General features: G+C 40.9%; 3 protein-coding genes. 2 read left to right on the top strand and 1 reads right to left on the bottom strand.

The features are described from left to right. The first annotated feature begins 114 nt into the window (after positions 1 to 114). Positions 115 to 1,950, top strand: a complete 1,836-nt coding sequence (thiC, locus tag MS2017_RS07100) for a phosphomethylpyrimidine synthase ThiC (protein WP_071564806.1) — start codon at positions 115 to 117, stop codon at positions 1,948 to 1,950. A gap of 396 nt (positions 1,951 to 2,346) precedes the next feature. Continuing rightward, a complete protein-coding gene (locus tag MS2017_RS11625; protein ID WP_122951755.1) occupies positions 2,347 to 15,417 on the top strand; it encodes a BspA family leucine-rich repeat surface protein in 13,071 nt (4,356 codons plus the stop codon). A 455-nt stretch (positions 15,418 to 15,872) separates the two neighbouring features. On the opposite strand, the gene MS2017_RS07090 is transcribed toward MS2017_RS11625, so the two are convergent. Beyond that, the gene (locus MS2017_RS07090) at positions 15,873 to 17,477 is read right to left on the bottom strand and encodes a hypothetical protein (RefSeq protein ID WP_122950934.1); all 1,605 of its coding nucleotides are present in this window, start codon (positions 17,475 to 17,477) and stop codon (positions 15,873 to 15,875) included. Between the last annotated feature and the right edge of the window lie 63 nt (positions 17,478 to 17,540).

The following is a 17,540-nucleotide window of genomic DNA, read 5'->3' as shown; positions in this document are numbered from 1 at the left end:
CCTCTGGACACCTATAATTTTTAGAGAGACCTTTACATAAAAATGATTGCTGGCAAGGTAATAAACCTTATCAGCATTGACACATAATAAAGCCTATTAAACAATAAAAAAAATATGAATAAAATAAACCAAAAATACTTAAACGCATTTCCCAGTTCTCACAAAATCTATGTTGAAGGCTCTCGCCCCGACATTCAAGTGCCAATGCGTGAGATTACCCTTACCGATACCATCGGTGAATTGGCTGAAAAAAACGACCCTATCCATGTGTATGACACCTCAGGTGCTTACACAGATCCTAAAGCGGACATTGACTTACGCAAAGGTTTGGATAATATTCGTTCAAATTGGATTGCAGAGCGCAACGATACAGAATTATTGGGTGAATTAAGTTCAAATTTCTCCAACCAACGCCGTGATGACGAAGCGTTGGACGAACTTCGTTTTGAACACTTGCAAGCACCAAGACGCGCCAAGCAAGGTAAGAATGTATCACAAATGCACTACGCACGCCAAGGTATTATCACGCCTGAAATGGAATATATTGCTATTCGTGAAAACTGCAAATGGCAAGATTACAAAGACCAAATTGGACAACAAAAAGGCGAGTCATTCGGTGCCAGCATTCCCAATGAGATCACCCCTGAATTTGTGCGTGATGAAGTTGCCCGTGGGCGCGCAGTGATTCCTGCTAATATTAACCACCCTGAGAGCGAGCCGATGATTATCGGGCGCAATTTTATGGTTAAAATTAACGGTAATATTGGCAATTCTGCACTGGGTTCAAGTATCGATGAAGAAGTTGATAAAATGGTATGGGGCATTCGCTGGGGTGCTGACACGATTATGGATTTATCTACAGGTAAAAATATTCATGAAACCCGTGAATGGATTATTCGCAATTCTCCTGTGCCAATTGGCACCGTGCCAATTTATCAAGCTTTGGAAAAAGTGAATGGCGTCGCAGAAGACCTAACTTGGGAAGTGTTTCGTGACACCTTGATTGAGCAAGCCGAGCAAGGTGTGGATTATTTTACGATTCATGCGGGTGTGCGTCTTAAGCATGTGCCGCTTACCATTCATAGAATTACAGGCATTGTTTCCAGAGGCGGTTCAATTATGGCAAAGTGGTGTTTAGCGCACCACACAGAAAGTTTTATTTATACGCATTTTGAAGAAATTTGCGAAATTATGAAAGCTTATGATATTACTTTTTCCTTAGGCGACGGACTGCGCCCCGGCTGTATTGCTGATGCTAATGATGCCGCCCAATTTGGCGAATTAGAAACACTGGGTGAACTTACCAAAATCGCCTGGAAGCACGATGTACAAACCTTTATCGAAGGCCCAGGACATGTGCCAATGCAAATGATTAAAGAAAATATGGACAAACAATTGCGTGAGTGTGGTGAAGCGCCATTTTATACCCTAGGCCCACTTACCACTGACATTGCCCCCGGTTATGACCATATTACCAGTGCCATTGGTGCGGCACAAATCGGCTGGTATGGTTGTGCAATGCTTTGTTATGTTACGCCAAAAGAGCATTTAGGTTTACCCAATCAAGACGATGTGAAACAAGGTATTATTGCTTACAAAATTGCAGCCCACGCCGCCGACCTTGCCAAAGGTCATCCGGGTGCACAAATTCGTGACAACGCTTTGTCAAAAGCAAGGTTTGAATTTAGATGGGAAGATCAATTTAATCTCGGTTTAGACCCAGACACTGCTCGCAAATATCATGATGAAACTCTACCTAAGCAAGCCGCAAAGACTTCACATTTTTGCTCAATGTGTGGGCCAAAATTTTGTTCAATGAAAATCACTCAAGAAATCAAAACCATGGACGATGAAGAGATCGCAAAAATCAACGCCATTCAAATCGAAATGGACAATAAATCCGCAGAATTTTTAGCCAATGACAGTGAAATTTACATAAAAGATGTTTAGTTTTTGGTGCCTTAATTTGAATAAACAAGGGTATGGTTAAATTTTGATTGCTAAATCAATGGGCAACGAGTTAACCATTTCTAGAGAATTATCTCCCAATACGGGTAAAAAAGGTTATTAATACAAGCAAACCAGTAGGCTTACTTGTGAGCGGCATCAGGGGAAAAGCAAAGTTTAATAGTTTGTTAGAGTGAATAATGCTAGATAAAATCAGTAAAAAAGTGTTTATGATAGTGAATTTAATGAATAATATACGCCTAGTAAATGTTTGGGATTTAAAGCCTCATTTAAGGTTTTTGCACAGATGGCTGGTAAAGACTGTTTTTAAATGGAAGTGTTGTACTTATGGGTTGAGCTCGTTACACTTTATTTTATCAACTCACCAGAGAGGCAATTGTGCAAGCAAAAACATCAAAACAAATCCAAACACTACAAACCAAAGCACAAAAAATCGCCACCCAACTCAACCAAGAAGTCATCACCACCACCCCAGGTAAACAACACATTCAAGTCCAAGCAGGTACAGTTTATCAATTAAACACCGAAGACTTTAACACTAACAAGTTAAACTTAATTGCCAAAAAAATCGGCGATGATTTAGAAGTAACGCTAGAAGACAGTGTTATTATATTTGATAATTATTTTGAAGTTTGCACAACTGATTTATCTTGCTTAGTTTCTCTTCCTGCTGAAGACGGTGGACTTTATTATATTGTTGCCGATGTTTTCTTCACTTTAGAAGACGGTACACAAATTGTGTATTTTTATGGCGAACAATCTATTATTGCTACAGAATCTAGTGCAGTAAGTGCAGATGACAATCAAAGTTCAAAGGATGTTGTTACTTCATTTGAAGATATGATTACTGCTAATATGGGAATCGTAGCTGCAGTTGCGGCTGTTGCCATTGCGGCTGTTGTTGTGGGTAGTGGTAGCGACAGCGGTAGTGGCAGTGGTGGTAGTGGTGGTGGCGATAATGAGAATAAAACACTCATTACAGGTGATGTTAATCTGGGGTTAGTTACTAGCAACAGTTTAAAGATTCAGGCTTTTGTTGATGGAACTGCCATTTCTGAAAAATTTGTCGTTGACGACAATGGTAAATTTACCATTACCTTAAACAAGTTATATAGCCAAGGTACGATTGTTACCCTTGAATTAACAGATACCACAACCACTGCAGATTATATAAACGAAGCTTCAGGTATTGCCGAAGACTTAAACAGTGATTTAAAAGCAATTATTGTCATTCAATCTAATAATACAAAAGTCAATATCACACCATTAACCGATATTGCTGCCAAAATCATGGACAAAGAAACAAGTCTTACCGAAGAACTTGTTGCTAGTATTAATGCCCAAGTAGGAGAAGTCTTTAACATATTTGGTGATGTCACCACGGAAATGGTTAAAACCGTTATCAACAACAAGGGAGAAGTCGTTGCTGGTAATGCCTATGGCAAAGCACTGGCCATTGTTTCTTATTTTGAAAAAAATGCCAAAGAACACAACAACACCATAAGTACCAGCGATATTAATAAAGACATTGCTGATGCCATTGACATTGTCAATGCAAACACAAGTACTACAAAGGTCAACATTGCCGATAATAACATGAGAATGGAACTCAGAAAGGCAGAGGCCATGGCAGATATAAGATATGACATGGTGCCCAACGACCACTTTAACAACCTGCAGGCAATAGAGGTTATGCCAGTAATTGCAACAGTGGCTACAGATGATGTCATTAACTTTTCTGAAAAAGACAACACAAGCATCACCGGCACAGTAAAAGCTGGCAGCACTGTTGTACTGTCTATTAATGGCAGAGACAAAAATACAAGTGTCTCAGGCACAACTTGGCATTACACCTTAACAAATGCCGACATTACTGCCATAGAAGGCAAAACCGTCAGTATCATCGCAACAGCAACTGATGCTGACAAAAAAGTAACCCTATCAAACACCAAGGTCATCACAGTGGACACCACAGTCCCCACATTTGAGCTATCACTTCCCACTATAATCAATATCGCCACCAACACCCCCATTACAACCCCTGTTTATGACGCCCAAGCAATCAATCTAAAGGGTGGCAATGCAGATAATGGCATTACTTATAGCCTAAAAGAGGCAACAAGCAGTAAATTTAAGATCAACGCCGACACTGGAAAAGTAACCTACAAAACCCTACAAACATCAGCACATAACAACGATATGGCTACCATTATTGCCACCGATAACGCAGGCAATACCACAGAACAACTTATTACTGTCTCAGTACAAGATATTGGTTTGACTACTTCCATTGTGTGGGGCAATATTAGCAATAATGACAACATTATCGGCACTAGTGACCTAACAACAGTTACTTTAAGCGGCACAGTTTTTGTTACTGGTACCGTTGACTCAATCAGCATTGCCAGCATTGTCTTCAAAAAAAATGGCAATACCGTTCATGAAATCAACACCAACCTCCCCAATGTCGATAACAACAACACTTGGACTTTAACTCATGATGACACTTGGGCCTCAAAACTGATTAACGGCGATTACACCATTGTCGTTAACCTCTCTGGCAATAGCGACAGTACCACAATTGAAGGCTCAGGCACCTTAACAACAACAATTGACACAATTGCCCCAACCCAACCTACTGTTGCTTTAACGAATAGCACAAACAACACGCCCAATATCACCAAAGACGGTGCAGTTGCCATCTCAGTTCTTGAAGTAAACGGCACTCGCACTTATCACTTAAAAAAAGGCGATGTCGAAGTTACCAATGTTACCAATGAAGAAAGCTATATTGCCTATATGGCAAATGCAGATGAAGCCACTTACACACTTGCTATTACCGACATAGACAACGCAGGTAATATCAGTATTCGCAGTAACACACTAACCTTTACATTAAGCCACACTCCCCCAAGTTCGCCAATAGTCACTTTACAAAAAGACAGCGGATTAACAAGCGATCACATCACCAACAATGGCCAATTGACTGTTACCGATGTATCAGATGACGACACCATAACCTACATTGTTACCAAAGACAGCGAAGAGCCACTGGCCACCATGACAGCAGCCGAATATATAGCCTACATTACTGGGGACAATAAAGATGGCAATTACTCTGTGCTAGTGGTTGTTACAAATACAGTTGGCAATACCAGTAATGCAATCAAAACATTTACCTTAGACACCAACTCTCCAACACCCATCTTTAAGTTGACAGATACAGGTTCATCAGATAATGATGGCATTACCAATAACAACACAATAACCGTTGAAAAACTAGAACCCGGTGCCACTTGGCAATACTCTGTTGATGGCGGCACCAACTTTATTGATGGCACAGGTCATAGTTTTACGCTAGATGAAGGCACTTACGCTAAGAATGCCATTCAGATTAAACAAACCGATATCGCTGGCAATGTCTCAAGCATTGCTGAAAACACCGCAACCATTATAGTCGACACCACAGGTCCTGTATTTACCAGCACAACTACGGTTCAGGTCGAAATAAACACAGCCATTTCAGAAATAATATACACAGCCGTAGCAACAGACGACACTCCAGTCACTTACACTTTAGATGGCAATCAAAATAACAAGTTTACGATTAAGCACGATACCGGTGAATTAAAATATCAAGAAAAACAAACTCAAATAGAAAATCACAATGTTACTATTGTTGCCACCGATAGTGCAGGCAATGAGACCAGACAAGTGGTTAAAGTATTGGCAACAGATATCGGCTTATCCACCTCAGTGACTTGGAACAATATTGGCGATGACAATTATATCAACAGCAGTGAACTGGCAACAGCCACTTTAAGTGGCACAGTTAATATCATTGGCACAATAACCAACTTAAGCATTACCAGTATCGTCTTCAAACAAAAAGGTACAGACTCTACTTATACACTTGACTCCAACCTCCCAAATATCATTACAAGTGCCGATAACAGCACTTGGACATTAGCCAATAACGCCACCTGGACTTCACAACTTAATGACGGCAGTTACACAGTAACCGTTAATCTTGCTGGTAATAATAACAACAGTAACAGTAACAACAACAATAACAACAACAATGGCAACAATAGCAGTGTTACAGGTCAAGGCGTAACAACAACAGCAGTAACAATTGATACCGTCGCTCCAGCAACACCAACATTTAACTTCACAGACACAGGTTTAAATGACGACAACATTACTAACAATGGCAAATTACCCGTTACCAATGCATCAAACGACGACACTGTCACTTACCTTGTTACCAAAAACAACGAAAGCCCCATTACCCTAACAGTAGAAGAATATGACACCTACATTACTGGAAGCAACAAAGACGGCGACTATTCAGTAGAAGTGGTTATAACAGACACGGTAGGCAACACCAGCCAAGTTACCAAAACCTTTACCTTAAACACCGCCCCTCCAGCAACCCCCATACTTGCCTTTACAGACACGGGTTCATCAAGTGACGATGGTATTACCAAAAATGGTGAATTGCCTGTTATCAATACATCAAACAACACCAGCATCACTTACCTTGTTACCAAAGACGATGCAGATCCTGTTGCCATGACAATAGAAGCGTATAACACTTACATTGCTGAAAACAATAGAGACGGTGACTATTCGGTAACCATAGTCGCAACCAGCATTGTTGGCAATACAAGCAGCATAACCAAAACATTTACCTTAGACACCACTCCCCCAGAAACACCAGTATTTACCTTTACAGACACCGGACTACTCGCCAACGATAACATTACCAAGAATGGCAAATTATCCGTTACCAATGCATCAAACGACAACACCATTACTTACCTTGTTACCAAAAACAATGAAGACCCTCTTACCATGACAGCAGAAGAGTATAACACCTACATAACTGGAGACAATAAAGACGGCAACTATTCAGTAACAATAGTCACAACAGATATTGCTGGCAATACAAGCAATGTTACTAAAACATTTACCCTAGACACCACACCCCTAGCAGCGCCAACACTTACCTTTACAGACACTGGCTTAAACAACGACGGCATTACCAACAATGGCAGATTAACAGTGACCAATGTAGCAAACGATGCAACCTTAACCTACATTGTTACCAAAAACAACGGAACACCACTTGCTACCATGACAGCAGCAGAATACACCACTTATATCACCACCAGCAACAAAGATGGCAATTATTCAGTGAAAGTAGTTGTAACAGATATTGCTGGCAATACAAGTGATGCCACTCAAGCCTTTACACTAAACACCACCCCTCCAACAGCACCAACAGTTAACACACTCATTACCAATAACACCACACCAATAATTACAGGCACAACAGGCACCAACGCCGCACTTGCCACTGGTGAAAGCCTAAGTGTGACTATCTCTGGTGCCACTTATAGTGCTATCCCAAATGACCAAGGCATTTGGCACATTGATTTAAGCACACCCGCCACCAACGGCACCTTAATACAACTCACTGATGGCAACTACAGCGTGGTTGCCACTGTAACCAACCTAGTAGGCAACAGCATCAATGACACCAGCCACAATGAGATTACCATTGACAGTAATGTACCTACAGTTAGCACCGTAGTAATTACCGCAACAAACGCCACTGGCACCGCCAAGACAAGCACACTGGGTATAGGCGATAAAATTGTTGTTACCCTAACGATGGATGAGGCCGTTGTGGTAACTGGCACACCTACTTATACGATTAACGTAGGCGGTGTAGAAAAAACCGCTACTTACACCTCAAGCCCCTCTAGCACTACTTTGGTCTTCAACTACACCATTGTTTCTGGCGACAGCAACCCCACTGGCAATATTACCGCTGGCGTTGATGCATTACTCTTAGCAGGCGGCACACTTAAAAATAATATAGGTTATAACGCCTCACTAACAACACCTGCCATTACAAATGATAGTATGCAATGGGCCAAAACAACTGTGGCCAGTAGCCAATGGAGCCTAGACTCTTATAGCGACAACAAAGTAGAAGGTGCACCCGATACTGGATTAAATGTCGGCGATTCTCAGGCCGAACATAAAAATGCATGGGCAGAAAACACCAGTGACAGAGCCAAAGCAAACACGCTCATCCTAACCTACGACCAATCGGTTTATATCAAAGATATTATCGTTAGAGAAACATACAATGCAGGAACCATTAGTAAAGTAGAGGTAATGAGAGAAGGTGTCTTTGTAATAGTTTATGCCAAATCTAATGGCGCCGAAACAGGGGGCATCATGTCAGGTGTTGTCGAAGGTCAGGTTAGCAACACAAAAATCTCACTTAACAACAAACTTGACTACTCATCAAACACCATTCGCTTAACAGTTGGCGACAGCACCGATGTCTTTAATGAAATTGATGCTGTTCAATTGCTAGGAACCACAATAGGCCTTGTTGTTAACACCGTAGCACCACAAGTTGACACACTTATCACCAACAACACCTTGCCAATAATTACAGGCACAATGGGCACCAACGCCGCACTTGCCACCGGTGAAAGCCTAAGTGTAACCATCTCTGGTGCAACTTACAACGCCGTTCCAAATAGTAATGGTGTTTGGCGTGTTGATTTGAACATCAACCCAATCAGTGGCACTTTAACAGCACTCACTGATGGCGACTACAGTGTAGTTGCCACCATAACCGATGCAGCAGGCAACAAAATCACCGATACCAGCAACAATGAAATTCACATTGACACACAAGCACCCACACTAACAATCATAGGTAGTGGCGGTACTGGCGGCAGTGAAGTCACTTTTAATTTTAGTGAAGCCATTCAAGATGGGTCATTTACCATAGATGACATCATCATTGTCAATGGTATTATTACCCCAGATTCATTAACCAAAATAAGCGCAACCCAATACAGCATTATCGTTACCCCAAGCCTAGGGGGGCAACATGACAATATTGCCATCACAATTGCAGCCAACACTTTGGTAGATTTGGCTGGCAATACTAATATCACTGCTAAAAACACCACCAAACTTTTTCAACTAAGCAATCACATTGATATTGATGGCAACGGCTTTGATGTTGATTTAACAAATTGGGATGTGTCCCATGCAGGCAGTGCAATACAAGCATTTTTTAATGCCACCACCTTTAAACAAGACATCGGACATTGGAATGTTGGCAATGTAGTCAATATGCAAAGTATGTTCCTCAATGCCACATCTTTTAACCAAGACATCGGTAATTGGAATGTTGGCAATGTAGTCAATATGAATCGAATGTTTGAAAACGCCACTGCCTTTAACCAAGACATCGGCTTTTGGAATGTTAGCAGTGTAACCAGTATGTACAGAATGTTTGCCTTCAAAAGCACCTTTAACCAAGACCTTGGCAGTTGGGATGTTTCAAGTTTAACCAACGGACAAGATATGTTTAAGCACAGTGCCATAACAGTTGCCAATATGGATAACACCTTGCGTGGCTGGGCAAGGCTTGATACCGCCGCAGGAGAAACCGCCCTTCAGAACAATGTTGTATGGGGCATTGCAGACTACACCGATGCCACTGCCAGACAATATTTAATAGACACCTATAACTGGAATATTAATGCTGACACCTTTGATGACAAAAAGACGATACAAGGCAGCAATACTCAAAATGACACGCTCTCTACCACTAGCGCAAAAACCACCATACACGGCTTAGGAGGTAACGACAACCTAAATGGAGGTGCCACAAACGATATTTTGATTGGCGGTGCTGGCAATGACATCTTAACGGGTGGTGCTGGCAATGACACCTTTGATTACGGCTTTACAAATGCAGGTAACGACTGGATCAAAGACTTCACCATGGGAACAAGCGACAATGCAGATGTTATAGACCTTAAAGACTTATTGATAGGGTATAGTGCCACTTCCAATCTAAGTGATTTTGTAACCGCCTCCGCTGCTAATAGTACTGCAAATGATATTTTCACCAGACTGGTGATTGACCATGACGGCACTGGAGCAGAGGATATCTTGGTAACCATTACCTTAGAGGGTATTGAATATAACACCGATTTGTTAAACAATATGGTTGCCAATGGCAACTTAATCTTTGAAAGCATTCGACCCACTCTAACGATTACAGGCAGTAGTGGCAAATACACCTCCAACACCATCACCTTTAATTTTAGCGAAGCCATCAAAGACGGATCATTTACCATTGGTGATATTGACATTATAAATGGCACCCTCAATGCAAACTCATTTACCAAAATAAGTGCAACCCAATACAGCGTTATCGCAATCCCAAGCCTAGGAGGAGAACACGCCAATGTTGCCATCATAGTTGGTGCAAACACCTTTGCAGATATTGCAGGTAATACCAATGCCACCCTTACTAGCAACACAACCACAATTAGCAATTTAAAAAATTGGTTTAACATTAATAGTAGCAGTTCTGATGTGGATTTAACGCATTGGGATGTGTCTTATGCAAGCGATGCAAGTTATGCATTTTATAGAGCCACCACCTTTGACCAAAACATTGGCAAATGGCAAATGGGTAGCGCAACTAATATGTACAAGATGTTTGCCTATGCAAGCGCCTTTAACCAAGACATTGGCAATTGGCAAGTTGACCAAGTAGCCCATATGTCTGAGATGTTTTTAAGCGCCAGTGTCTTTAATAAAGACATTGGCAATTGGGACACTGGCAAAGTATCCAGTATGTATAGAATGTTTTTTGACGCATACGCCTTTAATCAAGACATTGGCAACTGGGACATCTCAAGTTTAACCAATGCAAATCACATGTTCACCAATACCCTAGCAATGACCAGCGCCAATATGGACAACACCTTGCGTGGTTGGGCAAGACTTGATAGCGCTACAGGAGAGACTGCCATTCAAAGAAATGTTGTATGGAGCATTGCAAACTACACCGATGCCACTGCCAGACAATATTTAATAAACACCTACAACTGGACTATCAAAGTTGGCACTTTTGATGGTAGCAAGACAATACAAGGCTCTGCCACTGCCAACACACTCACCACAACCAGCATAAAAACCACACTACATGGCTTAGGCGGTAACGATATCCTAATTGGCGGTACCACAGATGACACCTTAGTCGGTGGTGCAGGCGACGACACCTTAACTGGTGGCAATGGCAATGACACCTTTGATTACGGTTTTAAAAATGCAGGCAATGACACCATCACCGACTTTACCGTCGGAAACATCAGGACAAATGCCAACGCAGACACTATCGACCTTAGCGACTTATTGATAGGATGTAAATCCACTTCTTATCTGAGTGATTTTATAACAGCCACTGCCGCTGGTACTGGCACCAAACTAACCATTAACTACGGTGGCACAGAAGCACTTAATGCCCTCGTTACCATCACTTTATCCAATGTTGCCTACAACGCCAATTTGTTGAATAATATGGCTGCCAATGGCAACTTAATACTTGAGTCCATTGGACCTGCTCTAATAATTACAGGCAATGGCGGTAGAGATACTGCCAGTAACACCATCACATTTAACTTTAATGAAGCCATCAAAGACGGCTCATTTACCGCCTATGATGTTAGTGTTGTCAATGGCGTGATTAACGCAGGTTCAATGACCAAAGTCAGTGCCAACCAATACACCATGACAGTCACCCCAAGCCCTAGCGGACAGCATGCCAATGTTGCCATCACAGTGGCAGCGGGCACCTTTGAAGACCTTGCAGGTAATGTCAATACTGCCATTGCTAAAAATACAACTGAAATTAGCGATTTAAAAGATTGGCTTAATGTCAATAGTAACAACTTAACAGATTTGGATGTATCACATGCCAACAATGCCAGCAATGCATTCATTAACACCAGCTTTAACCAAGACATTGGCAATTGGGATGTCAGCAAGATAACCGGTATGCTTCAGATGTTTAGAGGTGCAAGCACCTTTAACCAAAACATTAGCAACTGGGATGTCAGCAAAGTGATCAGTATGCATGCGATGTTTAATGCCGCAAGCGCCTTTAACCAAAACATTAGCAACTGGGATATTTCAAATTTAGAATACGCAGAGTGGATGCTTGATGACACCGCAATCAGCATCGACAACATGGATAATATTTTACGCGGCTGGGCAAAACTTGACACCAGTGCAGGGGAAAGCGCCATTCAAAGAAATGTTATTTGGGGCATTGCACAATACACCGATGCCACCGCCAAACAATATTTAATAGACACCTACAACTGGACCATTAATATGGGCAGTTTTGACCGCTACATAGCAACACAAGGCACTGCTGCCAGCAACACACTGAACACAACCAGCACAAAAACTATACTCCACGGCTTAGGCGGTAACGACACACTAATTGGCGGCACCACAAATGACACCTTAGTCGGTGGCTCAGGCGACGACACCTTAACCGGTGCAGGTGGCAGAGACATCTTTGATTACGGCTTTGAAAACGCAGGCAACGACACCATTACCGACTTTACCGTAGGCAATATAAATACCAACACCAGCGCAGATGTTATCGACCTTAGCAATTTGTTAATCGGATATAGCACCACTTCCAATCTAAACGCCTTTGTCACCGCTGCTGCCACCACTAACACCGTTGGCACCAAGTTGACTATCGACCATGACGGCACTGGCACACTTAACAGCCCAGTAACCATTACCTTAAAAAATATTACTTACAACACCCACTTATTAAATGATTTGATTGCTAACGGCAACTTAGTACTTGATGCCGCCGGACCAACCCTACTTATTAGCGGCAGTGGTGGCAAAGATAGCGCCGCCAACACAATCACATTTAATTTTAGTAAAGCCATCAAAGACGGCTCATTTACCGTAGATGATATTGACATTATCAACGGCACAATTAATGCAGGCTCATTAACCAAAATCAATGAAACTCAATACACCATTAAAGTAACCCCAAACCTAGGCGGAAAGCATTCTAATGTTGCCATTACGGTTGCAGCAGGCGCTTTTGCGGATATTGTTGGTAATGTTAATACTGTTGTTGCTAAGAATGAGACTAGAATTAATCGTTTAGGAGAATTGTTTGATCTTTATTGGGATAAATATCAATACGATAATACCGATATAACGATGTGGGATGTGTCTCATGTAACAGATGCAAGCCATGCATTTCATAATAGCAATAGGAGTCTTGAACAAGACATTGGCAGTTGGGATGTCAGCAATGTGACTAATATGTCCAGTATGTTTAAGAGATCGTATTTCACCAACATAGATCTTAGTAGTTGGCAAGTTGGCAAGGTGACCAATATGTTTGAAATGTTTGATTGGGTAACCATGATAAATCAAAACTTTGGTAGTTGGGATATTTCGAGTTTAACAAATGCAAGTGGCATGTTTGTTAGAACCAATAGTATGAGTACCGCTAATATGGATAACACCTTGCGTGGTTGGGCAAAGCTTGATACTACTACAGGAGAGACTGCCATTCAAAGTAATGTTGAGTGGGGTATTGAAGACTACAGCGATGCCACTGCTAGACAATATTTAATAGATACCTATAACTGGACTATTAGTGACAGCAATTTTGATGGCAGTAAGACGATACAGGGCACTGCCATCTCCGACACATTTGCTACAACTAGCACAAAAACTACACTACACGGCTTAGGTGGCAACGACACACTGATTGGCGGCACCACAGATGACATCTTAGTTGGCGGTGCTGGCAACGACACCTTAATTGGCGAAGGTGGTAGAGATACCTTTGATTACGGCTTTGAAAACGCAGGCAATGATCTCATTGGTGACTTTACTGTAGGAGACATAAACACAAATGCTGATGCAGATATTGTTGACCTTAAAGACTTGTTGATAGGGTATGAATCTACTTCTAATTTGAGTGATTTTATAACAGCAACTGCTGATGGTGCTAGCACGAAATTGACTATTGACCATGATGGCGCTGGAGAGCTTAATAGTCCAGTAACCATTATTTTAGGGAATATTGCTTATAGGGCTAATTTATTGGATGACATGATTGCTAATAGTAACTTAGTGCTTGGAACTGTCAAACCGATCCTAACGATTACAGGTAGTGGTGGTAGGCGTGTTGTTAATAAAATAATCACATTTAATTTTAGTGAAGCCATTGGACATGGGTCATTTACCGTAGATGATATTGATATTATTAATGGCACTATTGATCTGGGTTCATTTACCAGAGTAAATGAGTCTCAATACACCATTACGGTAACCTCAAGCCTGGGTGGAATACATGGTAATGTTGCCATCACAGTGGCAGAAAATGCCTTTACAGATAGTGCCGGCAATGCTAATACTACTATCGCTAAAAACATAACCGAACTTCACAATTTAATAACTCATGTTGATATTGATGGTATCGGTTCTGATGTTGATTTAACGAATTGGGATGTGTCTCATGTAAGTAATGCAACTTATGCGTTTTCTGAAGCATCTAACTTCAACCAAAATATTGGCAGTTGGGATGTCAGCAAAATGACCATTGCACTGGGTATGTTTGACGCAACCACCTTTAATCAGGACATTAGTAGTTGGAATGTTAGTAGCTTGACTAATGCAGAATGGATGTTTTTTAAAGCAACCGCCTTTAACCAAGACATTAGCAGTTGGGATGTTAGCAAGGTGATTAATATGCATAAGATGCTTAATGAAACAACTGCTTTTAATCAAGACATTAGCAGTTGGGATATTTCGAGTTTAATAGATGCAGAAGGCATGTTTGTTGCAACCTCAATGACTACCGTCAATATGGATAATGTTTTGCGTGGTTGGGCAAAGCTTGATACCACCACAGGAGAGACTGCCATCCAGAGAGATGTTGCGTGGGATATCGCAAACTATACCGATGCCACTGCCAAGCAATATTTAATAGACACCTATAATTGGACTGTTGAGGCTGCCACTTATCGTGGTGCGAAGAGAATAAAACTTGCTTCTGGAAATTTTGATGGCAGCAAAACAATACAAGGCAGCAATACTCAAAGTGACACACTCTTTACCACTAGCACAAAAACCACCATACACGGCTTAGGAGGTAACGACAACCTAAATGGAGGCACCACAGACGATATTTTGATTGGCGGTGCTGGCAATGACATCTTAACCGGTGGTGGTGGTAGTGACACCTTTGATTACGGCTTTACAAATGCAGGTAACGACTGGATCAAAGACTTTGTTGTAGGCGATAAATATGATTTAGATGTTATCGACCTGAGTGACTTATTGATAGGATATGGCTCTGCTTCTTATCTAAGTGATTTTGTAACAGCCTCCGCTGCTGATAGTACTGCAGATAACATTTTCACCAGACTAACGATTGACCACGACGGTACTGGAGCAGAGGATATCTTGATAACCATCACCCTGGAGGGTGTTGATTATCATCCTAATTTGGTGAGTAATATGGCGACTTATGGTAACTTAGTGCTTGAGTAGTGGTGACAGCCTTGGAGGTTTGTATTAGAAATTTTTTATTCAGTTGTAAATTTTTATAAAGTCTATTCTAGCGGGGGTCAAGATGGGCTTTATAAAAATTTACAACTGAGTAAAAGTTGGCTTTTGGTTAATATTTATGCCTAATGCAGGAGTTTTAATCACTCAAATATTCAAAAGAAAAAACCACCTTACATTTCCTCACACTAAAAACACCCCCAAACAAAATCTCAGGAATAAGCACATCACACAACAATACACTTTGTTGTTGTATTCAGCTCAAAATCTTTAACAAATAAAACATATAGAGACCTTTGCATATGCATAAATATGGATGATTAGCAAAATTCAATATAGAATCACATAAATTCACATAAAGCCATATAGAATAGAGCCCCTAAAAAACCTATATTTATTTAAACAGCACTGTAGTACTTATAGAATCAAACTTGCCTATACTACTTCTGTTTTTTGCTTTCATACAAGATTTTGAGTTTTTGTTTAACAGAAAGCACGAGGTTTGTTTTGACGCCACGGAATATATTGGTGAATAACTTGGCGGTATCGCCTTTATCAAGCATGGGGTAAAAACGATCTGTATTTAAGGCATAGATAAGTGCGCCATGGGAGGCTCCGCCGTCATATTCTCCTTCAGTACAGCTATTGTATGCGTCATCTATTAATACTTGTAGTGTGTCTATTTTATCTAATGCTAGGGGAACGGAGGGGTCCTTAGAGCGATTATATTTGATATATGAGCTACACATATAGCGTTTACCATCCCAACAAATAGGGGCTTTGCTTCGTCCAGAGCCATCAATGTTATTGGCTGCACTAAATATAAGGCTTGCTAGGCTCCATACATTTGCTTTTGCTTTTACTAAGAAGTCCTCTGCGGCAGTTTTTTGTTTGACGCAAATCATTCTTTCTACTCTGGCTTTTTCTTTATAGATGCCACTGGCATAACTGACTTTGATAGTGCTTAAAAAATGATTATAAGTTCCTGCATAAGCGACTAGGAAGTCACGAAATGTGGTACTTTTAACAACTTCCACGGGAGGGGTTTGTCCAAGGTCAGGTGTGCTGATTGTGATTAAATCGTCTAAAGAATAGGCGCTGAAATGGGTTTTATAATCATAAAAAATACCGTTTACACATCTCTTTACTTGATTGGCAGATTTGTTACTAAGACTTAGAGAATCATTGTCGTCGTTGATGCCACAAAGTGTGCGCGTTTTGCTGGAAATGATATCGGGTAAGTCAAATTTTTCACCTTTAACTGCGCTTTCAAGGGCGTTATCTAGGGCGATAAAATCTGGTGAGGCTTTCATCCATTGTCTTGCGTATATATTGGGTAAACTGCTATACATGTTTTTAGCGGTTAACAAATATTTTTCTGCATAATGACGCAGTAATATTTGGTCATAATTAATTCGAACTCCTCTTATGCTGCTTGTGTTGTTTATTGAGTCTGTAAGGTGTTTTTCGATTTTTGATACCAATGAATCTAGGTTTGAGGTCTCTTGAGTGTTGACCTTGTAACTGTATCTATCAGTGGTAGCGTCAGATAATGCATCGTCAACTTTTTTTCTTGCCTTGTCGCCTGGTGAAAGACCAAAATCGTTAACTATTGTCGAAAAGAAGTCAGCGACTGGAGAGAGTACAGAAAGCACAGTTATTACTTTGTCCTTTGTGGTTGATGCAGGGTTTGAAAAGACTGTTACCACTCGGTAAACCATTATTCCTACTACCACAACTATGCCAATAACGCCTAAAACTGCTACGGCTTCTTCTGCTGTTATCATGGCTGTATCCATTACGGCATCTTCTAAGAGTTCAGAGGTTTCTGCTGCTACTGAGCTGACATTTTCTTCAACAGAACTAACATACTCACTTTCTGTGGGCATGATTTCTTCTTCAATGCTTGGATCGGCGCCTTCTTGTTGCGATATTTCTTCATCAAATTCATCGTTCTCTGATGGTGTGCATATAGTGGCATTAATATTGAATGTCAATAAAGCACTAAAAATGAGTGTTGAAAAATTAAATTTTGTTAATATCATAAAATATCCTATATTACTTTGTAAATACAATTACGCTTCTTGGTGCCTGTGATTTGTCTTATA

The organism is Bathymodiolus thermophilus thioautotrophic gill symbiont, from assembly GCF_003711265.1.
Classification (GTDB): domain Bacteria; phylum Pseudomonadota; class Gammaproteobacteria; order PS1; family Pseudothioglobaceae; genus Thiodubiliella.
Note: the sequence above shows the minus strand (reverse complement) of the source record. Positions and strands in the feature narration are given on the sequence as shown.

What these genes read in the sequence shown, in the direction of transcription:
- thiC (WP_071564806.1), top strand. Translation starts at nt 115, where the DNA reads ATGAATAAAATAAACCAAAAATACTTAAACGCATTTCCCAGTTCTCAC.
- MS2017_RS07090 (WP_122950934.1), bottom strand. Translation starts at nt 17,477, where the DNA reads ATGATATTAACAAAATTTAATTTTTCAACACTCATTTTTAGTGCTTTA.